This is a genomic window from Paracoccus jeotgali, from assembly GCF_002865605.1.
Classification (GTDB): Bacteria; Pseudomonadota; Alphaproteobacteria; order Rhodobacterales; family Rhodobacteraceae; genus Paracoccus; species Paracoccus jeotgali.
In genome coordinates this window covers 2,286,030-2,306,022 of sequence record NZ_CP025583.1, presented here as the reverse complement: position 1 = coordinate 2,306,022, position 19,993 = coordinate 2,286,030, and the positions used below count along the sequence as shown (strand labels likewise).

Sequence of the window (19,993 nt, the reverse complement as noted above, 5' to 3'; positions counted from 1 at the left end):
TCGGCGGCCATTCACAAGCATTTGAAACTGCGTGTCAGCCGCCGCGCCGCAACTGTGCCATCTGCGCCTCGCGCCGCAGCCGATCGGCCAGCCGCCAGCGGGCGGGCAAGGAGTCGCCGGGGCACGAGGGGCCCCAGAGGCCGCCGGTCTGTTCGAACCAGCCGCCCTCGGTCAGCCGCAGTCTGTGCGGCAGAAAGCTGGGCGTCAGCAGGATCAGGGTGGCGATCAGCCCGTCCGCAGCCAGCCGCGCCGCCTGCTGGCGCAGCGCGCGGCGCTGCCAGTGCCAGCCGCCCAGAACCGGCCCCGGCCGGGCCAGACGCGGCATCGGCTGGAAGGGCGGCGGGTGATCCCTGCGCGGCGAGGGGGCGGGGGCAGCGGGTCCGCGCTGCCGCTGTCGAGACCCGCGCGCAAGGTTTTCAGGATGCGGGGCAGGTGGAACGGGTCGAGCCGACCCTCGGCCATGTGCCGCAAAAGCTGGCGGCGGTGGCGGGACAGGATCGCCTCTGCCGGCACTTCGCCAGCCTGCCGCCGCGCGAAGATGGCGGACGAGCGGCCCTGCACGCCCAGATCGACCGGCACCGCCGCCGCATTGCGCAGCGCGCTGCCGGCGCGGGCATGGATGACCTGCGCCTGCGGCACCACCGCCGTCAGCGCGTCGGGAAAGGCCACAGCCAGCCGCAGGTTCACGTCCGATTCGTCCAGATGATAGCTGAAGACCGGATCGAAGCCGCCGATCTGGCGCAGCGCTTCGGCGCGAAAGGCGCAGTTGGTGCCCAGCGTGCTGATCGCCTCGCCCGGCTGCGCCCGCATCAGGCGGGGCGCGTCCGGCGGGTCGGGCAGATCGCGGGGCAGGCCGCGCGCGTCGATGATCTGGCAGCGCGCCTGCCAGCGAAACCCGTCCCGGTCGCGCGTCCAGCCCGCCGCCGACAGGCAACGCGGGTCGGCGAAGCCGCTGCACAGCGCCGACAGCCAGCCCGGCTCGGCCAGCGCATCATCGTCGATGAAGGCCACGATCCGCCCCGCCGCCGTCGCCAGCCCCAGATTGCGGGCCTGCCCGATATTGGGCGTGTCGCAGGCGATCCGCTTCAGCGGCAGGTCGGGGCATTGGGCCAGCCCCTCGGTGTCGGAGACAAGGATCACCTCGAACGCCGGGTGGTCCTGCCATGTCAGGCTGGTCAGGCAGCGGCGCAGATGCACCGGCCGCCCGCGAGAGGCGACGATGACACTGACCGGCAGATCGGCTGCGGCATCCAGCGGCGGCGCGGCGGTGATGAAGGGGCGCGCGGCATCGGCAGGGCGGGTCATGGGGGCAGAACCTGCGCCCTCACGCCTCGCCCATCTCGGCCAGCATGGCCTCGATACGGGGGATGTCCTCGGGGTTGTTCAGCTCCCAGAACTGGCGGCCGCGGGCCTCGACCTCGACGCAGAGGATGCGGTGGCCGTTCTCAAGGAAGCGCAGCTGTTCCAGCCCCTCGAGGGTTTCCAACCTGCCCTCGGGCCAGTGTGGATAGGCGGCCAGCGCCTGCGGCCGATAGGCATAGACGCCGACATGGTGAAAGACCGGGGTCGGCGCATCGGCGGGATAGTCGCGGCCGGTAAAGGGGATGACCTCTTTGGTGAAATAGAGCCCCTGCATCTGCGCCCCAAAGACCACGGTCGTCCCGCCCACGCGCCCGGCGGCGCGGTCCGCCAGCAGATCGGCGCGCATCCGGCCCGAGCATTGCAGCACCGGCGTCGCCAGCCCCGCCTGCGGATCGGCGCGCAGACCGGCGACCAGTTCCTCGATGAACCAGGACGGGGTCAGGGGGGCGTCGCCCTGCAGGTTGACCACGATCTCGGGCGAGAGGCCCAGATTGGCGACGGCCTCGGCGCAGCGCTCGGTGCCGTTGCGGCAGCTGGTCGAGGTCATCGCGACCTCGGCCCCGAAGCCGGTCGCGGCGTCGCGGATGCGGTCGTCATCGGTGGCGACGATCACCCGGTCGATGCCACCAACTGACTTGGCCGCGCGCCAACTGCGCTCGATCAGCGAGAGGCTTTCGCCGCCCGCGCCGCGCAGCATGGCCAGAGGCTTGCCCGGATAGCGGGTCGAGGCGAAACGCGCCGGAATGACGATGACGACGGACATTATTCGTCGCCCCGGATCAGCAACACGCCGGGCGCATAGGCGATGAAGAACGGGTTTTCAAAGCCCGGCTTGCCGTATTCCAGCGGGCGGTGGTCGTCGAAACGCACCATCTCGCCGCCTGCGCCGCGCAGCACCGCATCGCCCGCCGCCGTGTCCCATTCCATCGTCCGGCCGAGGCGCGGATAGAGATCCGCCTCGCCCGTCGCGACCAGGCAGAACTTCAGCGACGACCCGGCCGAGGTCATGTCGCGCGCCTTGTAGCGCGAGATATAGGCGTCGGTCGCAGCGTCCCGGTGCGATTTCGACGCGACGATCATCAGTCCGCGATTGTCCGGCACCGGGTTGACGCCGATGGGCTGGGTCGGGCCGGGGGTGTCGCCGAACGGCCCGGTTTCCTCGACCGAACGACCATCGGGCAGGGTATAGAACAGCCGCTTGCGCGCCGGGGCAAAGACCACGCCCCGCAGCGGCACGCCATCGCGGACATAGGCGATGTTGACGGTGAAATCGCCGCGCCGCTGCACGAATTCCTTGGTGCCGTCCAGCGGATCGACGATCAGGAAGGTGCTGACCTTCTGGCCGTGGCTGTCGGCCTGTTCCTCGGTCACCAGCGGGATGTCGGGGAACGCGGCCCGCAGCCCGGCCGCGATCAGCGCGTCGGCGGCCTCGTCGGCCTCGGTCACGGGCGAGGCGTCGGATTTGGCGCGGACCTCGAAATCCTCGGCGGCATAGACCTCCATGATCCTGTCGCCCGCCTGCAGCGCCAGTTGCCGCATCACCCGGGTAAGCCTGTCGAAATCCATGCTGGCCTCCGCCTGTTTACGCATCCTTCACCACGAGCACCGACTGCGATTGTGCGAGCCCGTTTCGCCCCTTATGATCCGGCGGTGGGTTCAGGGCAAGCGCGCGGGCTTGGCCGCCACCTTTCGCGGCAGACCGGGGGTCGAGGTGTTCCAGCAGCGCAGAACGGACAATCTGTTTCAGGCCGCCGCCACGACGGTCGCGCTGATCTATCACATGACCGTCTACAAGCTGCGCAAGGGCGAACGCAGCCCCATCGCCAGCCTGCTGATGACGATGATGCGGTCGATCGTCATGGTCGGCGTCTTCATGGTGCTCTATCTGGTGCTGGGGGTGAGACGATCGCCGCTGGGCGGCAATTTCATCGTCTATATCATGACCGGCATCTTCATGTTCATGACCCATCTGCAGGCGGTGGGGGCGGTGATGGGGGCCGAGGGTCCGACATCGGCCCTGATGAAGCACACACCGATGAACCCGGCGATTGCGATTGCCGCCTCGGCGCTGGCGGCACTGTATCAGCAGGTCATCGCGTCGATCGTGCTGCTCTTGCTGGTCCACACCTTCATCGAGCCTGTCGTCATCGACCGGCCCTATGCCTGTCTGGGGATGCTGATCCTCGCCTGGTTCAGCGGCTGTTGCGTGGGCATAGTGTTTCGCGCGTTAAGGCCCTGGTCGCCCCGCGCCATCGGGATCATCAGCCAGCTTTACCGGCGCATGAACATGTTCACCTCGGGCAAGATGTTCGTGGCCAATACGCTGCCCGGCTTCATGCTGCAGATGTTCGACTGGAACCCGCTGTTCCACATCATCGACCAGACCCGCGGCTATGCCTTTCTGAATTACTCGCCGCACAATTCGAACCTGATGTATCCTATCTATGTCTCGCTGGCGCTGGCGATGATCGGGCTGATGGGCGATTTCGTCACCCGCAACAAGGTCTCGCTCAGCTGGTCGGCGGGCCGTTAGGCTGGGGGCTGCGGCATTTTGCGGGCGAATTTGCCCGCGCCCTGGGTCACGGCGCTTCTTGCAGGGTCAAAAGCCCCTTCCTATATAGCCCAACGAAGCCGGTCGTGGGGCCGGCATGTCAGACAATAGGGATAAGGTCTTCGGGGGCCGCGCGCCGGACCCGCGGGCCGCTGAAATCGCCGCAAGAGAGGTTAAACATGTCAAAAGTCATCGGGATCGACCTGGGAACCACCAACAGCGTTGTCGCCATCATGGACGGCAGCCAGCCCAAGGTCATCGAAAACAGCGAGGGCACGCGCACCACGCCCTCGATCGTGGGCTTCACGGAAAGCGAGCGTCTGGTCGGCCAGTCGGCCAAGCGTCAGGCGGTCACCAACCCCAGCAACACCGTCTTTGCCGTCAAGCGCCTGGTCGGGCGCCGTGTCGACGATCCGGCGGTCGAAAAGGACCGCAAGCTGGTTCCCTATGACATTGTCGATGGCGGCAATGGCGATGCCTGGGTCAAGGTTCGGGATGAGAAATTCTCGCCCGCGCAGATCAGCGCGATGATCCTTGGCAAGATGAAGGAAACCGCCGAGTCCTATCTGGGCGAAACCGTCACCCAGGCGGTGATCACGGTTCCGGCCTACTTCAACGACGCACAGCGTCAGGCGACCAAGGATGCGGGCAAGATCGCCGGCCTCGAGGTGCTGCGGATCATCAACGAACCGACCGCGGCGGCGCTCGCCTATGGTCTGGACAAGAAGGAATCGAAGACGATTGCCGTCTATGACCTTGGCGGCGGGACCTTCGACATCACCATTCTGGAAATCGACGACGGCCTGTTCGAGGTGAAATCGACCAACGGGGATACCTTCCTCGGGGGTGAGGATTTCGACATGCGGATCGTCAACTACCTCGCCGACGAGTTCAAAAAGGAACACGGCGTCGATCTGACCAAGGACAAGATGGCCCTTCAGCGCCTCAAGGAAGCTGCTGAAAAGGCCAAGATCGAACTGTCCTCGAGCACCCAGACCGAGATCAACCAGCCGTTCATCTCGATGGACAAGAACAGCGGCACCCCGCTGCACATGGTCGTCAAGCTGACCCGCGCCAAGTTGGAAAGCCTGGTCGGTGACCTGATCAAGAAGACCATGGACCCGGTCAAGGCGGCGCTGAAGGATGCGGGCCTGTCCAAGAGCGACATCGACGAGGTGGTGCTGGTCGGCGGCATGACCCGCATGCCCAAGGTCATCGAAGAGGTCTCGGGCTTCTTCGGCAAGGAACCCCACAAGGGCGTGAACCCGGACGAGGTCGTGGCGCTTGGCGCGGCGATTCAGGCCGGCGTGCTGCAGGGCGACGTCAAGGACGTGGTGCTGCTGGACGTGACGCCGCTGTCGCTGGGGATCGAGACGCTGGGCGGCGTGTTCACCCGTCTGATCGACCGCAACACGACGATCCCGACCAAGAAGTCGCAGATCTTCTCGACCGCCGAGGACAACCAGAACGCGGTGACGATCCGGGTCTTCCAGGGCGAGCGCGAGATGGCGACCGACAACAAGCTGCTCGGTCAGTTCAACCTCGAGGATATTCCCCCCGCGCCCCGCGGCCTGCCGCAGATCGAGGTCACCTTTGACATCGACGCCAACGGCATCGTCTCGGTCAACGCCAAGGACAAGGGCACCGGCAAGGAACAGAACATCACCATCCAGGCGTCGGGCGGTCTGACCGACGAGGAAATCCAGCAGATGGTGAAGGACGCCGAAACCAACGCCGAGGCCGACAAGACCCGCCGCGAGCTGGTCGAGGTGCGCAACCAGGCCGAAAGCCTGATCCACTCGACCCGCAAATCGCTGGAAGAGCATGGCGACAAGGTCGACGGCTCGACCGTCGAGGCGATCGAACTGGCCATCGGCGCGCTGGAAGAGGCGCTGAAGTCGGAAGATGTCGGCAAGATCAAGGGCGGCATCCAGAACGTCATGGATGCGTCGATGAAGCTGGGCGAGGCCATCTACAAGGCGCAGCAGTCCGAAGAGGGCGATGGCGCGGCCGAGGCTCAGGACGGTCCGCGTGCGGCCGATGACGACATCGTCGACGCCGATTTCGAGGATCTCGACCAAGACAAGCGCAAGTAAGCGCAGGTAAACAGCAAGGCCGGCCCGGACACAGATAACCGGGCCGGCCTTTGTGCAAGGGGCACGGAATGGCAAAACGCTGCTATTACGAAACGCTTGGCGTCAGCAGGGGCGCGGATGGCGACGAAATCAAGAAGGCCTATCGCCGCAAGGCGAAAGAGCTGCATCCCGACCGCAACGGGTCGGACCCGGAGTCCGAGGCACGCTTCAAGGAAGTGAACGAGGCCTATGACTGCCTGAAGGATTCGCAGAAAAAGGCGGCCTATGACCGCTTTGGCCATGCCGCCTTCGAAGGTGGCGGCGGCGGTTTCGGCGGCTTTGGCCGCGGCGGCGGCGGGCAGGGCGATTTCGGCTCGGCCTTCGCCGACATTTTCGAGGATCTGTTCGGCGAGTTCGGCGGACGCGCCTCTGGCGGCGGCCGCAACCGGCCCAGCCGGGGGCAAGACCTGCGCTATAACCTCTCGGTCACGCTGGAAGAGGCGTTCGAGGGCGCGCAGAAGACCATCAACATCCCCGGCTCGGTCGCCTGCGCCGAATGCAACGGCACCGGCGCCGAGGGCGCGGTCGAGCCTGTCACCTGCCCGACCTGTTCCGGCATGGGCAAGGTCCGCGCGACCCAAGGCTTCTTCACCGTCGAACGGACCTGCCCGACCTGCAACGGTCAGGGCCAGATGATCAAGAACCCCTGCCAGGCCTGTCACGGTCAGGGCCGGGTCGAGCAGAAGCGCGCCTTGCAGGTCAGCATCCCCGCCGGCGTCGAGACCGGCACCCGCATCCGCCTTGCCGGCGAGGGCGAGGCCGGGCTGCGCGGCGGCCCGTCGGGCGATCTGTATATCTTCGTCTCGGTCAAAGAGCACGAGATCTTCCTGCGCGACGGCCGCACGCTGGCCTGTCAGGTGCCGGTCGGCATGACCACCGCCGCGCTTGGCGGCGAGGTCGAGGTGCCGACCATCGACGGCGGGCGCTCGCGCGTGCGGGTGCCGGCGGGCAGCCAGACCGGCCGCCAGATGCGGCTGCGCGGCAAGGGCATGCCCCCCCTGCGCCACGGGCCGCGCGCCAATGACGAGCCGGGCGACATGATGATCGAGCTGGTCGTGGAAACGCCGGTCAACCTGACCGCAAGACAGCGCGAATTGCTGCGCGAGTTCGACGAGATCCAGGCCGACAACTCGCCGCAATCGACCGGCTTCTTTGACAAGGTTCGCAACTTCTGGGACGACATGACCGGCACCTGACCGGCGCCTTTGCGACGACCCCGACGCCCGCACCCGAAAGGGGCGGGCGCTGTCGCATCTGCCCTAGCCGCGGGCGGCAAGCTGCGCGCGTACCGCGTGCAGGATCGGCAGATCCTCTCGGGTCGGAATGACCAGCGCGGCGAGAGGCGAGTCCGCCGTCGAAATGCGTTCCTGCCCGCTGTCATTCGCGGCGGCGTCAAGGTCCAGCCCCAGCCAGGCCAGCCCCTCGCAGACGCGCGCGCGGATGGGCGCCGCGTTCTCGCCGATGCCGGCGGTAAAGATCAGCGCGTCGATCCCGCCCAACCGCGCCGCCATGGCCGCGATATGCGCGGTCAGGCTGGCGGCAAAGACCTCGACCGCCTGAGCCGCGCGGGGATCGTCACTCTCCAGCAACACGCGCATGTCATTGGAAATCTCGGAAATCCCCAGCAGGCCCGAGCGGTGGTACAACATCTGCGACAGCTCGGCCGCATCCATGCCGCGATCCAGCAGATGCAGCAGCACGCCGGGGTCCAGATGCCCGCTGCGCGTGCCCATGATCAGCCCGTCCAGCGCCGAAAACCCCATCGTCGTCGCCACCGAACGGCCATTCCGCATCCCGCACAGCGACGCGCCATTGCCCAGATGCGCCACCACCACCCGGCCCGCCGCCAGCGCCGGATGATCCCGCCGCAGGGCCGAGGCGATGTAGTCATAGCTGAGGCCGTGGAACCCGTACCGCCGCACACCCTCGTCAAAGAAGCGCCGCGGGATCGGGCAGAGCTGGTTGATCTCGGGCATGGTGCGGTGAAAGGCGGTGTCGAAACAAGCCACCTGCATCGCATCCGGAAACGCCGCCTGCGCCGCGCGGACCCCGTTCAGGCAATGCGGCTGATGCAGCGGCACCAGCGGCACCAGCGACTCGAGCACCGCCAGCACGGGCGCGTCGATCACCGTCGGCTCGGCCAGATCGGCGCCGCCATGGACGATCCGATGCCCCACCGCCTTGACGCTGTGGTCGGGATAATGCGCGGCCATGGCGTCGATGGCGACCAGCAGCGCCTGCCCGTGATCGGCGACCTCGCCCTTGCCATGGGTCGGCAGCCGCGCGCCTGCGGCGTCCTTCAGCACGATCCGCGCCGGCTGGTGCTGACCGATGCCGTCGATATTTCCGCTGACCTCGGGCGTGTCATCGGCGTCGACAAAGATCGAGAACTTCAGCGAGGACGACCCGGCATTGATGACAAGAATCTCATCGCTCATCTGGCGGCTCCTTTTTGGGCACCATGACGGATCGCCGCCCGCGTGCAAGAGCCAGCCGCGAGGGCCGGCCCTTGTGCAGGTGCTCAGGTCATCAGCGGCCGGGGTGCCGCCGTGATCAGGGGTTGATGACGATCGGCACGCCGGTCTTGACCATGGCAAAGATCTCTTCGACCTCGTGATCCTCGACCGCGATGCAGCCGGCGGTCCAGTCATCGACCTTGTTCGCCCGCGCCAGCGCGCCGTCGCGGCCGCGCCCGTGGATGAAGATGTCGCCGCCCGGCCGCAGCCCGACCGACAGCGCCCGCGCCGTGTCCTGCACGCTGGGATAGTTCACCCCGACCGACAGGTGATAGGCGCTGCGCGGGTTGAAGCGGTCGATGAAATAGATGCCCTCGGGCGTCTTGCCATCGCCTTCAAACTGCTTGGGCCCGAGCGGCTGGTTGCCGAGGCCGACCTTGTAGGTCTTGAGGATGGTGGTGCCGGACAGCAGGAACATCTTGCGGTCGGATTTGTTGACCACGATCTGCGTCACCGGCGGGCCGTCATAGGACAGGAAGCGGGGCGGGGTAGGGCCGCCGGGCAAGCTGTCGCCGCCGCCGCAGGCCGTCACGAATAGCAATAGTCCAAGGGCAAGCAATGCCCGTACTGTTCGAATCATCACTGCCTCATCACGCTGTTTTCCGCGCTGGATTTGAATTGAAGCTACCATGGGTTGCAGAACCGGGCCAGACTCAAAGCGCGCGATTCAAGCTCTTGGTAAAGCAGTGGTAAACAGGTCAGCCGACCAGCCGCAGGGCGAGCCAAGCGAGCGCCGCGAACAGCCCGGCACCGAGCAGCGTCACCGCCCATGCGCCCAGCAGCGTAAACAGATGGCTGCGGCGGAGGGCGCGGCGTCGGGCCTGTTCCTCGGGCGGCAGGGGCTCGCGGTGTTTGCGGCGGCGGTCCTCTTGAGCGCGGTAGATGCCGATGCCGAAGAGGCCGCCGACGACACAACCTGAAAGCGAAACCGGCAGGCCGAGCGCGGCGAAGCCGAGCGCCGTCACAGAGGCCGCCAGCAAGGCGCAAAACGCCCGCAGCGGGTTGAGCCGCCGCGCGCTGCGCCCGACCATGCGGACCATCCGCCGCCCCGGCAGCAGCACCCCCACCGCCACGGCCAGCGCCGCGAGAAGCAAGGCCCAGAGCGGCCATGTCAGCGGTTCAACCGAGGTCATTAAGCCTGTCAGCGGCCCCGCGATAACCGCCACCTCGGTCGCGCCCTGCGCAAAACCCGACAGCAGCGCAACCCCCGCCAGCGGACCCCCCAGCAGCTTTTTCAGCCCGACCGAGCCACCCTTGGCCGCGATTTGGCGGTCAAGCTGGCGGGCCGTGATCACAAAGCCTGCGAGGCCAGCGGCGGCAGTCATCGCCAGCCGGAGCCAGAGATCTCGCGGCATCGCGTGCAGCATCGACAGATACGCTACCAGCGCCGCCAGCGTCACGCCCACCACCAGCGGCAGCCAGACCCGCGCTGCGCTACTGCGATCTGCCGCGAAGTGCACCCGCCCGCGCAGCAGCGCCAGCAGCAGCGTCGCCAGCAAAGCCGTCAGAAGGGGGGCGGCAAGCCAGGCCGCAACGATCCGAAGCAGCATCGGCCAGTGGATCGCCGCCGGACCCAGCCCCACCAGCCCCGCGCCGAGGACGGCGCCAACGATGCTTTGCAAGGTCGACACCGGCGCCCGCGCCCAGTGAACCAGCGTCACCCACAGCGCGGCACCGATCAGCGCGGCGGCCATGATCCGGACGGTTGCGCCGTCCGGGGCGAACTCGACAAGCCCGGAGGAGACGGTCTGCGTCACCTGCCCGCCCGCCAGCACCGCCCCGGCAAGCTGGGCCACCGCGACCAGCGCCAGCCCCAACGTCATCGTCAGCGCATTGGCGGCGACCGGCGGCCCAAGGCTGTTCGCCACCTCGCTCGCCCCCAAAGCCACGCCCAGATAGACCGTCGCCGCCAGCCCCACGATCAGCGCCACCTGCGGCGCGGTCGCGATCCCGGCCAGGGGTGAGAGCATGACCGCGAGCAGCGCCAGCATCAGCGGCAAGATCAGCCGCCGGATTGGACGCGTGGCGCGGCGGCCTGCGCTCTCGGTCTGGCCGATGCGGTCGAGGTCGGTCTCGAGGATACGGAAGTCGCGGCGGTCTGGCATTGGCGCGACGATACGCCAATGATGCGCCGTGGCAAGCAGCGGGCGCAGACGGCGGGACAGGGGTGAGGCACGCGCAAGCTGGCGTGGCGAAGCGGCAGACGCAGCCTTTCAGGGCGCCGCGTCAGCGCTTGCGGGCACAGGGCAGGGGCGTGCCCTCTTGCGCAGGTGCCAGGCCGCAGATCAGCGCCTTCAGGCCCGGTGGGGCTACGCGGTCTGCGGCCTCTTCGGGCGTGAGCCAGGCGCGCTGGCGCTGGCCGCGCTCGCGGTATTTGCGTTCGAGCGTCGTCACCTGCATCAGATGCACCTGCACGATCACCGGCTGCGTCAGTCCGGCGCCCAGCTTCTTTTTGTAGCGATAACGCCCCATCGCGGCCTCGGCGATCTCGCCCCGCGCGCCGGCTTCCTCGAGCGCCTCTTGTTGGGCGGCGCCGGCCATGCTGCGGCCCGACATCGGCCAGCCGCGCGGGATGGTCCAGCTGCCGGTCCGCCGCGTCGTCACCAGCAGCACATGGCCGGTCAGCGCATCGACGCACAGCGCACCCACCTGCAGCCCCGACGGGCGGCGGCCCAGAAGCGTCCCGAGCCACCCGCGCAGGCGGTCGGTCAACGGGTCAGTCATCCGCGCCTTCGACCTTGCCGCGCAGCGCCTTGACCTCGCCCCGCACCGCCTTGGCCTTCAGCCGCCGCCGCTGGCTGCCCAGCGTCGGGCGCGTCGGCACCCGGCGTTTCGGCGTCAGCGTGGCGTTGTGGATCAGCTCGGCCAGCCGCTGCCGGGCCAGTTCGCGGTTGCGGGCCTGGCTGCGGGTTTCCTGCGCAAGGATCACCACCGCCCCGTCCTGCGTCCAGCGCCGCCCGGCCAGCCGCCGCAGCCGGCGCTTGACCGGCTCTGGCAGGTTGGGCGAACGCTCGGCCTCGAAGCGCAGCTCGACGGCGGTTTCGACCGTGTTCACATTCTGCCCGCCCGGCCCTTGCGAGCGGGTGAAGCTTTCCACCAGCTCCCATTCCTCAATGCTGATCTGGTCGTTGATGCGCAACATGTGACGGTCCCGTGCAGGCTTCCACCGAATCTAGGGACAAATCCCTGCGAGCGGAAGGCTTGCGCCGGGTCACCGCCGCCCGGGCCTTTTCAACCGCCGCGTTTTCGGGCAAATCTCGCCCCCAGCAACGGAGGCTGATGTGTCAGTGGCAGTTCTGAAACGCGGCGCGATCGCGGCCGTCGCTGTTGGCCTTGGGCTTGCGGGCGTGCTGCCCGCGCTTGCGGATGAGCCCCTGCGGGTCGAGTTCATCACCGTGGCCCCGCGCGCGACCGAGATCGACATCGAACTGACCGGCACGCTCGAGGCGCTGGACAGCGTCGAGCTGGGCTTTCGCCAAGGCGGGCGGATCATCGAGGTTAACGTGAACGAGGGCGACCGCTTTGCCGAGGGCGATGTGCTGGCGCGGATCGACCCGTTGCAGCTTGAACAAGCGCTGAATGCGGCCACGGCGGCGCTGTCGGCGGCGCGCGCGGCCGAAGATCAGGCCCGGCAGGCCGCCGAACGGGCCGAGGCGCTGCTGGAACGCGGCGTCGGCACCCGCGCCGCCCGCGACGAGGCGCGCCAGCAGCTCAGCGCCGCCGAAACCCAGCGGGAACAAGCGGAAAGCGTGCTCGATCAGGCCCGCCGTTCGGTCTCGGATACCGAATTGCGGGCGCCCTTCACCGGCGTCGTGACGGATCGGCGGGGCGAGCCGGGGCAGGTCGTGGGCCCGGCGCAGACGGTGCTGTCGCTGGCCTCTGCCTCGGGGATCGAGGCGGTGTTCATGGCCGCCGACATGCAGGCGCTGCATGGAGCGATGGGCAAAGAGGTCGCCCTGTCCACCATCGAGGTCGACGCCCCACCAATGCGCGGCCATGTCACCGAAATCTCGCCCATGATCGACCCGGTCACCGGCTCGGTGCGGTTGCGGGCGCTGGTCAATGACGCGCCGCGCGATACCAGCCTGCTGGGCGCGGCGGTGCGCGGCCGCGTGACCCTGAGCACCGGCGAGGCGGTCGAGATCCCGTGGACGGCGCTAAGCTCGGGCGGCGGCTCGCCCGCCGTCTGGGTGGTCGAGGACGGGCGGGTGCATCTGCGCCCGGTGCGGATCGAGCGGTTCGACGACGAAAACCTGCTGCTCTCCGAAGGCGTCTCGGCGGGTGAGATCGTCGTCGGTCTGGGGTCGCAAAAACTGTTCGAGGGCCGCGACGTGATCCCCGTGGGGGGCGAATAGATGCGGGCCGCAGCTGATTTTTTCCGCGCCCTGCCGCTTGTCGCGCTGCTGCTGACGCTGACCGCCGCGCCGCTGGCCGCGATGGGCTGGCTGGGGCAGCGGACAGCGGAGCCGCCGCCGCCGGCCGCGCCGCGTCCGGTGGTGTCGATGCTGGTCGAGGATCTGCCCTCGGCCCGGCGCAGCTTTGCCGGGGTCGTCGTGGCCGGGACCGAGGTGCAGATCGGCTTTCAGACGCTGGGGCGGCTGTCCTCGCGTCCCGTCGATATCGGCGATCATGTCGAGACCGGCGATCTGCTGGCCGAACTGGCCCCGGACGATCTGCAGGACAATGTCCGGGCCGCGCGTTCGGCCGTGGCCTCGGCCCGGGTGACGCTGGAAACGGCAGAGGCCACGGCCGAGCGCACCCGCGATCTGGCGCGGCGCAACGTGGCCACCAAGGCGCAACTGGAACAGGCGGAACGCGGGCTGAAATCGGCCGAGGCAGGCCTGCAGCAGGCGCTGTCCGAAAAGGCCCGCGCCGAGGATGCCGAGGGCTTCGCCCGGCTGCTCGCGCCCTTTGACGGGGTGGTCTCGGCCGTCTTCGAATCGCCCGGCGCCGTGGTCAACGCCGGCACCCCCATCGTCACCCTGTCCGATGTCGAAACGCGAGAGGCGGTCATCGACCTGCCCGAGGCGGTGCTGTCCTCGACCCCCGTTGGCACCCCGGCCGAGATGTGGCTGGAATCCGATCCGTCCATCCGGAGCAGCGGCCGGGTGACGCGGATCGAGGCCCTGGCCGATACCGCCACCCGCACAAGGCGGGTCCATATCGCCATGGATTCGCCGCAGAATTTCCGGCTGGGCGCGCTGATCCGGGCGCAGCGGGGCGATCTGCCCAACACCGTGCTGACCCTGCCCCGCGATGCCATCACCGGCCCGGCCGAGGCGCCGATGGTCTGGGTCGTCACCCGCGACGCCGACGGCACCGCGACCGTCCATGCCCGCGACGTGACGCTGCGAGAGGCGACCGACGACAGCAGCGTCGTGATCGCGGAGGGGCTCGATCCCGGCGAAGAGGTCGTGATCCGGGGCGTGAACTCATTGAATGACGGCCAGCAGGTCGGGGAAAGGGTGGCGCCCTGATGCAGCGACGCGGTTTCAACCTGTCCGAATGGGCGCTGCGGCACCGCAGCTTTGTCTGGTTCCTGCTGATCGTGTCGATGCTGGCGGGAACGCTGTCCTATCTGAACCTCGGGCGCGAGGAAGACCCCAACTTTACCGTCAAGGTCATGGTCATCGGCGCAGCGCTGCCCGGCGCCTCGATCGACGAGACCATCTCTCAGGTGACGCGGCGGATCGAGAAGAAGCTCGAAGAGCTGGACGAGCTGGATTTCACCCGCTCGGTCACTATGCCGGGGCAGACGGTGGTCTATGTCGAGCTTGATCCCACCGTGCGCGGCAGCCGCGTCCCCGAGGTGTGGAAGCGCATCCGCGACATGATGTCGGACATCCGCCCCGAGTTTCCGCAGGAATTCGCGGGCTTTCAGTTCAACGACAATTTCGGCGACGTGTATGGCAACATCTTCGCCTTCACCGCCGACGGCTTCACCCCGCGCGAATTGCGCGACCGCGTCGATGACATCGGCGATCTGGTGCGCGCCCTGCCGCTGTCGGGCAAGGTCGAATTGCTGGGCGCGCAGGACGAGGAAATCTATCTGGAGTTCTCAGCCTCGCGCCTCGCCTCGCTGAGCCTCAACCACGAACAGGTGCTGGCGACGCTGGCGCAGCAGAACGCGATTGCGCCCTCGGGGGTCATCACCTCGGGGCCGGAACGGGTGCTGATGCGGGTCGATGGCCAGTTCGACAGCGCCGAGGCGATTGCCGCCGTGAACCTGCGCGTCGGCGACCGCTTCTTCAATGTGGGCGATGTGGCGACGGTGCGGCGCGGCTATGTCGATCCGCCTGCAACCGTCTTCCGCGCCAATGGCAAGCCTGCGCTCGGGTTGCAGATCGGGATGAAATCCGGCGGCAATATCCTGGAATTCGGCGAGCAGGTGGACGCGCTGATGGCGCAGGTGGCGGCCCAACTGCCCATCGGGATCGAGATGAGCAAGATCGCCGACCAGCCCCATGTCGTGCGCGACGCGGTCGGTCATTTCGTGCAGGCGCTGGTCGAGGCGGTGGCCATCGTGCTGGTCGTCAGCTTCATCAGCCTTGGTCTGCGGGCCGGGCTGGTGGTGACGATGACCATTCCGCTGGTGCTGGCGATCACCTTCGTCTTTCTGGAATATTGGGGCATCACCCTGCAACGGATCTCGCTGGGGGCGCTGATCATCGCGCTGGGGCTGCTGGTCGATGACGCGATGATCGCCATCGAGACGATGATCTCGCGGCTGGAAATCGGCGAGACGCTGACCGATGCGGCCTCTTATGCCTGGACCTCGATCGCCTTTCCGATGCTGACCGGGACGCTGGTCACGGTGGCGGGGTTCATCCCCATCGGGCTGAACAACTCGGCAGCGGGCGAGTTCACGTTTTCGCTGTTCGTGGTCATCGCGGTGTCGCTGGTGGTCAGCTGGGTGGTGGCGGTGCTGTTCGCACCGCTTCTGGGCGTGACGTTCCTGCCCAAGCAGATGAAGCATCACGATCAGGGGCCGGGGCGGCTGCGGCGCTGGTTCCACGCCGCGCTGCGGATGGCGATGCGGTTCAAATGGGTGACCATCGCGGTCACCTTCCTGGCCTTCGGCGTCTCGGTCTGGGGGATGCGCTTTGTCGAGCAGCAGTTCTTCCCCACCTCCGACCGGACCGAAGTGCTGGTCGATGTGGAACTGCGGCACAATGCCTCGATCCACGCCACCAGCGATGTCGTGGACCGGATCGAGGCGGCGCTGGCGCAAGACCCCGACGTGTCGTTCTGGACCAGCTATATCGGGCGCGGGGCGCCGCGCTTCGTGCTGGCGATGGATGTGCCGACGCCGGGGCCGCATATGGGGCAGATCGTTATCCAGACCTCCGATCTGGCGTCCCGCGACCGCGTCAAGGCGCGGCTGAACGAGATGGCCGATACCCAATTTCCCGGCGTCGATCTGTTCATCAAGAACCTCGAGATCGGGCCGCCGGTCGGAAAGCCGGTGCAGTATCGTGTCTCTGGCCCGGATCTGGAGGCGACGCGGGATGCGGCGCGCGATCTGGCGGCGGTGCTGGCGACCGAGCCGCGCCTGACCGACATCGCGCTGGACTGGAACGAACCGGCCCGCGTGGTCCGGCTGCAGGTCAGCCAGGATCAGGCCCGCCGCGTCGGGCTGAGTTCCGCCGACGTCGCCGGCACGCTGGCGGCAATGTTCTCGGGCCGCTTCGTGACGCAGCTGCGCGACGACGAGTTTCTCATCAACATCGTCAGCCGCGGCAATGCGGCCGAGCGCAGTTCGCTGGATACGCTGCGCAACCTGCAGATCGCCACGCCTTCGGGGCAGGCGATCCCGCTGGCCAGCATCGCGACCGCCGAATACGGGACCGAGCAGCCGCTGATCATGCAGCGCAACGGGTTGCCTACCGTGACGGTCAAGGCCGCCATCGCCACCGCCGACCAGCCCGCGACGCTGGTCGCGGCGCTGGCCGACCGGGTCGCGGCGTTCGCGGATGGTCTGCCAGCCTCGGTCTCGGTCGAGGTCGGCGGCACGGTCGAGACCTCGGGCGAGAGCCAGGAGCCGATCGCCGAAGTCGTGCCGATGATGCTGCTGATCATGGCCTTCCTGATCATGGCCCAGATGCAGAGCTTTCGGCTGTCGGCCATCGTCTTTGCCGCCGCGCCGCTGGGGCTGATCGGGGTGGTCATCGTGCTGGCCGGGTTCGGCGTGCCGATGGGCTTCGTGGCGATTCTGGGGATTCTGGCGCTGGTCGGCATCCTGATCCGCAACTCGATCATCCTGGTGCACGAGATCCAGGTGCTGATCGACAAGGGCCGCGACCGCTGGACGGCGGTCTACGAGGCCTCGGACAGCCGCGCCCGCCCGATCCTGCTGACGGCGGCGGCGGCCTCGCTGGCGCTGATCCCGATCTCGCGGCAGGTGTTCTGGGGGCCGATGGCCTATGCGATGATGGGCGGGATCATCGCCGGCACGCTGATTACGCTGCTGTTCGTCCCGGCGCTGTATTGCGCGGTGTTCGGCGTGAAGCCGCCCGAGGTTGGGACGGATGCGCTGCCGGGCAGGATGGCAGGCCCGGCAGCGGCGGATAGGGCGGGCGAGGGCGCGTAGTCGGGTAACGGCGGGCCGCGCCTTGAATGAGATCGGCAGACGGCACCGCTGGCGAGGCCCTGCGCTAGCCTATCGGCGGTTCGGGACCGCGCTGCACCAGATACAGCGTCGCGCCGTCCTCCATCGCGCGGGTCTCGATCAGTTTATGCCCTGACTGGGCGCAGAAATGCGGGACGTCGATGGCCGCCATCTCGTCCGTCGCGATCAGCGCCACGCGGGCACCCGAAGGCAGCGTCTGCAGACGCTTGCGCAGGCGCAGGACGGGCAGGGGGCATAGCAGGCCCCGCGCATCGACCTGCAGCGCCTCTGCGGCCGCGTCACCAGGCGAGGAGGGTTCGGTCATGTCGGGTCGCTCGTGCCGCGTTGCTGATGCGGCTGGCACATGCGGAGCGCGGTGAGGCGGCCGCCCATCCGCCGCGCCCCATGCGGCTGGATCACGCGCAGCGCGGCCCTCCGGCGGACCCTCATGCCCTGCGCCTCATGCGGCGGGGGTCAGGCGGGCGGCGGCGAGGGCGTCGCGGCACCACTCAAGCGCCGCCTCGGGCGACAGATGCACCGCCAGTTCGCCGGCGAACTCGGCGAAGGCGGGCCGGTGCGCGGGCGCGACCGAGATCAGCACCGGGAATCCCCGGTCGAGCGCGGCTGTGATGACCGCGACCATGCCACGGCCGATCATCTCTTGCTTGCCGAACTTGTTCAGCACCACGATGGCGCCGCCCTCGGCAACCCCCTCGGGCAGGGTTGCCAGCACCCGCTGCGCCGCGCCTTCCAGCGCGTCGGCGTCCAGCCGGCAGCCTTGCGAGCCCGCGCCCAGATCCTGCGAGATCACCACCTGCGGCCCGTCATCGGCCAGCACGCGCAGCACCATGTCGCAATGGCAGTCGTCGCCGCCCCGGCGCAGATTGGTCTGGACGGTGCCGCGCACCGCCAGCCCTTCGGCCGCCAGGGTGGCGGCGATCTCGCTCAGCCGCGCATGAGCGCCGTCGCCGCCGCCGGTGTCGGCGTGATCCAGCCAGCCCAGCATCAGCGGCGCCGATCCCGGCGCGAGCTCATCGGCTGGAAGGCGACGCCGACATGCGCCTCGCAATAGGGTTTGCCGGGCTGCGAGGGCAGGCCGCAGAACCAGAACTTTTCCGTCGCGGGGTCGCCGATGGGCCATTTGCAGGTCCGTTCGGTCAGCTCCATCAGGGTCAGCTTGCGGGCCTTCTTCTCGACCTCGCGGACGGTGGCGAGCGCCTCGGGGCTGATCTCGTTGGCCGAAGGCTGGGGCGGCAGCGGCTGGCCGGCCGGCACGATCGGGCGGCGGCCGAAATTGGCGGGTGCCGCCACCGGCGGGGGCGCGGCCGATTCGGTCGCGGGTTCGGGCTCTGCCTCGGCTGCGGCGGGCGCGGCGGCCTCGGCCGGTTCGGCGGCGGGTGCGGCGGCTGCCGGGGCTGCGGCGGCGGGCTTGCCGCCGGCGCGGCTGCGCGCGGCGGGCTTGGCCTTGGCGCGCGGCGCTTCGGCCTCGGGCGCGGGGGCTGCGGCGGCGGCTGCGGGCTGCGCGGCCTCGGGTTCGTCGCGGTTCGACAAGCCCAGCCGGTGGACCTTGCCGATCACCGCGTTGCGGGTGACATCGCCCAGTTCCTTGGCGATCTGGCTGGCGGACTGCCCGTCCGCCCACATCCGCTTGAGCGTCTCGACGCGTTCCTCAGTCCAGGACATTTCGACCTTTCCGGCGGTCACCCGCCCCATCTTGCTTTTTCAGACGTGCCCGGTCACACCGGGTCAGACGTGCCCGGACCTTCCGGGGAATGACCAGAAATATCCCGTCAAGCCCGCCAATTCAAGAAGCCCGCCGTGACAGAGCACCAGACCGACCTGACCAAGACCCATCCGACCACCCGCCGCCCCATGGGCGCGCGCCGTTTCGGCCGCGTCAACTGGCTGGGGCTGTATACGCTGGCGCTGCGCGAAATCGCGCGATTCATGTCGGTCTGGCAGCAGACCGTATTCGCGCCGCTGATGACGGCGGGGCTGTTCGTCACCGTGTTTACCGTGGCGCTTGGCCGCGGCGACCGCGAGGTGATGGGCCTGCCCTATCTGGCCTTTCTGGGGCCGGGCATCCTGATGATGTCGGTGATCCAGAACGCGTTTGCCAACACCTCGTCCAGCATGATCAGCAGCAAGATGCAGGGCAATATCATCGACACGCTGATGCCGCCCCTGTCGCCGGGCGAGATCCTGACCGGCTATCTGATCGGCGCGGTGGCGCGGGCCGGGCTGGTCGCGGTCTCGATCGGGGCTGGCATGGCGCTGCTGCTGGGGCAGCTGCCGCAGAACCCGCTATGGGCGGTGCTGTTCGTGCTGCTGGCGGCGGTGCTGATGGGCGGGCTGGGACTGGTCGGCGGCATCATCGCGCAGAAATTCGACCAGATGGCCGTGATCACGAACTTCATCGTGACGCCGCTCAGCTTTCTGTCGGGGACGTTCTATTCCATTCAGGCGCTGCCGCCGGTCTTCTATGCGATCAGCCACATCAACCCGATCTTCTACCTGATCGACGGGGCGCGTTTCGGCTTTACCGGGGTCAGCGACGCCGATCCGGTGCTGGGGCTGGCGGTGTCGGCGGGCTGCGCGGCGGCGGTCTGCGCGCTGGCTTGGGCGCTGCTGCGCAGCGGCTATCGGCTGAAGCCATGAGGGCGGCGCGCAAAACGTCGCGCGGCGCGGAATCGCCCTTGCCGCCCGCCGGGTTTTGCCGCAACAATCCCGCCATGATCGCACGGCTTGCCCAGACCGACCGTTCCCGACGCCGCTAAGGCGCGATCCCGCATGTCCGGCGGTCAACGGGCCATTCCCTGCA

General features: G+C 68.2%; 19 protein-coding genes. 7 read left to right on the top strand and 12 right to left on the bottom strand.

Annotation, left to right across the window (positions count from 1 at the left end; all coding sequences use genetic code 11):
* Nucleotides 1-34: 34 nt before the first annotated feature.
* From CYR75_RS11240 to cysQ, 4 genes are read right to left on the bottom strand one after another with little or no spacing between them, the layout of a single operon-like run.
* Nucleotides 35-325, bottom strand: coding sequence for a hypothetical protein (locus CYR75_RS11240; protein ID WP_101500121.1), 291 nt, complete (start codon nucleotides 323-325; stop codon nucleotides 35-37).
* Nucleotides 226-1,305: a glycosyltransferase family 2 protein gene (locus CYR75_RS11235; RefSeq protein ID WP_101500120.1), complete on the bottom strand. Its 1,080-nt coding sequence runs from the start codon at nucleotides 1,303-1,305 to the stop codon at nucleotides 226-228. Before CYR75_RS11235 ends, CYR75_RS11240 begins: the two co-directional genes overlap by 100 nt.
* A 19-nt stretch (nucleotides 1,306-1,324) precedes the next feature.
* Nucleotides 1,325-2,125 (bottom strand): 3-deoxy-manno-octulosonate cytidylyltransferase, encoded by an 801-nt coding sequence (locus tag CYR75_RS11230; protein ID WP_101500119.1) that lies wholly within the window; start codon nucleotides 2,123-2,125, stop codon nucleotides 1,325-1,327.
* Nucleotides 2,125-2,928 carry a 3'(2'),5'-bisphosphate nucleotidase CysQ gene (gene cysQ, locus CYR75_RS11225; protein ID WP_101500118.1) on the bottom strand — a complete coding sequence of 268 codons (804 nt, stop codon included), beginning with the start codon at nucleotides 2,926-2,928 and terminating at the stop codon, nucleotides 2,125-2,127. The genes CYR75_RS11230 and cysQ overlap by 1 nt, the downstream gene beginning before the upstream one ends.
* A 73-nt stretch (nucleotides 2,929-3,001) precedes the next feature.
* Between cysQ and CYR75_RS11220 the strand changes: the two genes are divergently transcribed.
* The 3 genes from CYR75_RS11220 (at nucleotide 3,002) to dnaJ (ending at nucleotide 7,244) form a co-directional block, all read left to right on the top strand.
* The gene (locus CYR75_RS11220) at nucleotides 3,002-3,895 is read left to right on the top strand and encodes an ABC transporter permease (protein WP_225972700.1); all 894 of its coding nucleotides are present in this window, start codon (nucleotides 3,002-3,004) and stop codon (nucleotides 3,893-3,895) included.
* Nucleotides 3,896-4,092: 197 nt separating this feature from the next.
* On the top strand, nucleotides 4,093-6,009 hold the full coding sequence (dnaK, locus tag CYR75_RS11215) for a molecular chaperone DnaK (protein ID WP_101500117.1): 1,917 nt from the start codon (nucleotides 4,093-4,095) through the stop codon (nucleotides 6,007-6,009).
* Nucleotides 6,010-6,077: 68 nt separating this feature from the next.
* Nucleotides 6,078-7,244 (top strand): molecular chaperone DnaJ, encoded by a 1,167-nt coding sequence (dnaJ, locus tag CYR75_RS11210; RefSeq protein WP_101500116.1) that lies wholly within the window; start codon nucleotides 6,078-6,080, stop codon nucleotides 7,242-7,244.
* Between the two features lie 63 nt (nucleotides 7,245-7,307).
* Here dnaJ and CYR75_RS11205 read toward each other — a convergent pair whose 3' ends face one another.
* The 5 genes from CYR75_RS11205 to arfB form a co-directional block, all read right to left on the bottom strand.
* Nucleotides 7,308-8,486 (bottom strand): acetate/propionate family kinase, encoded by a 1,179-nt coding sequence (locus tag CYR75_RS11205; RefSeq protein WP_101500115.1) that lies wholly within the window; start codon nucleotides 8,484-8,486, stop codon nucleotides 7,308-7,310.
* Between the two features lie 115 nt (nucleotides 8,487-8,601).
* Nucleotides 8,602-9,144 (bottom strand): L,D-transpeptidase family protein, encoded by a 543-nt coding sequence (locus CYR75_RS11200; RefSeq protein WP_101500114.1) that lies wholly within the window; start codon nucleotides 9,142-9,144, stop codon nucleotides 8,602-8,604.
* 118 nt (nucleotides 9,145-9,262) lie between these two features.
* Nucleotides 9,263-10,669, bottom strand: a complete 1,407-nt coding sequence (locus CYR75_RS11195; RefSeq protein ID WP_101500113.1) for an inorganic phosphate transporter — start codon at nucleotides 10,667-10,669, stop codon at nucleotides 9,263-9,265.
* A gap of 121 nt (nucleotides 10,670-10,790) precedes the next feature.
* The gene (locus CYR75_RS11190; RefSeq protein ID WP_101500112.1) at nucleotides 10,791-11,288 is read right to left on the bottom strand and encodes an NUDIX hydrolase; all 498 of its coding nucleotides are present in this window, start codon (nucleotides 11,286-11,288) and stop codon (nucleotides 10,791-10,793) included.
* Entirely contained in the window at nucleotides 11,281-11,706 is a 426-nt protein-coding gene (arfB, locus tag CYR75_RS11185; protein WP_101500111.1) for an alternative ribosome rescue aminoacyl-tRNA hydrolase ArfB, read from the bottom strand. The genes CYR75_RS11190 and arfB overlap by 8 nt, the downstream gene beginning before the upstream one ends.
* A 145-nt stretch (nucleotides 11,707-11,851) precedes the next feature.
* On the opposite strand from arfB, the gene CYR75_RS11180 reads away from it, so the two are divergent.
* The 3 genes from CYR75_RS11180 to CYR75_RS11170 are packed head-to-tail and all read left to right on the top strand — an operon-like array spanning nucleotide 11,852 to nucleotide 17,154.
* Entirely contained in the window at nucleotides 11,852-12,919 is a 1,068-nt protein-coding gene (locus tag CYR75_RS11180; RefSeq protein WP_225972699.1) for an efflux RND transporter periplasmic adaptor subunit, read from the top strand.
* A complete protein-coding gene (locus tag CYR75_RS11175) occupies nucleotides 12,920-14,041 on the top strand; it encodes an efflux RND transporter periplasmic adaptor subunit (protein ID WP_101500110.1) in 1,122 nt (373 codons plus the stop codon).
* A complete protein-coding gene (locus CYR75_RS11170) occupies nucleotides 14,041-17,154 on the top strand; it encodes an efflux RND transporter permease subunit (protein ID WP_101500109.1) in 3,114 nt (1,037 codons plus the stop codon). Before CYR75_RS11175 ends, CYR75_RS11170 begins: the two co-directional genes overlap by 1 nt.
* A gap of 64 nt (nucleotides 17,155-17,218) precedes the next feature.
* On the opposite strand, the gene CYR75_RS11165 is transcribed toward CYR75_RS11170, so the two are convergent.
* The 3 genes from CYR75_RS11165 to CYR75_RS11155 all read right to left on the bottom strand — a co-directional run bounded on the left by CYR75_RS11165 (nucleotide 17,219) and on the right by CYR75_RS11155 (nucleotide 18,855).
* The gene (locus CYR75_RS11165) at nucleotides 17,219-17,497 is read right to left on the bottom strand and encodes a sulfurtransferase TusA family protein (protein WP_101500108.1); all 279 of its coding nucleotides are present in this window, start codon (nucleotides 17,495-17,497) and stop codon (nucleotides 17,219-17,221) included.
* Between the two features lie 135 nt (nucleotides 17,498-17,632).
* Nucleotides 17,633-18,178, bottom strand: coding sequence for a DUF2478 domain-containing protein (locus CYR75_RS11160; protein ID WP_101500107.1), 546 nt, complete (start codon nucleotides 18,176-18,178; stop codon nucleotides 17,633-17,635).
* Complete coding sequence (locus CYR75_RS11155) at nucleotides 18,178-18,855, bottom strand: GcrA family cell cycle regulator (protein ID WP_101501009.1); 678 nt, start codon at nucleotides 18,853-18,855, stop codon at nucleotides 18,178-18,180. Before CYR75_RS11155 ends, CYR75_RS11160 begins: the two co-directional genes overlap by 1 nt.
* Before the next feature lie 189 nt (nucleotides 18,856-19,044).
* Between CYR75_RS11155 and CYR75_RS11150 the strand changes: the two genes are divergently transcribed.
* Nucleotides 19,045-19,830, top strand: coding sequence for an ABC transporter permease (locus CYR75_RS11150; RefSeq protein ID WP_101501008.1), 786 nt, complete (start codon nucleotides 19,045-19,047; stop codon nucleotides 19,828-19,830).
* Nucleotides 19,831-19,993: the final 163 nt, after the last annotated feature.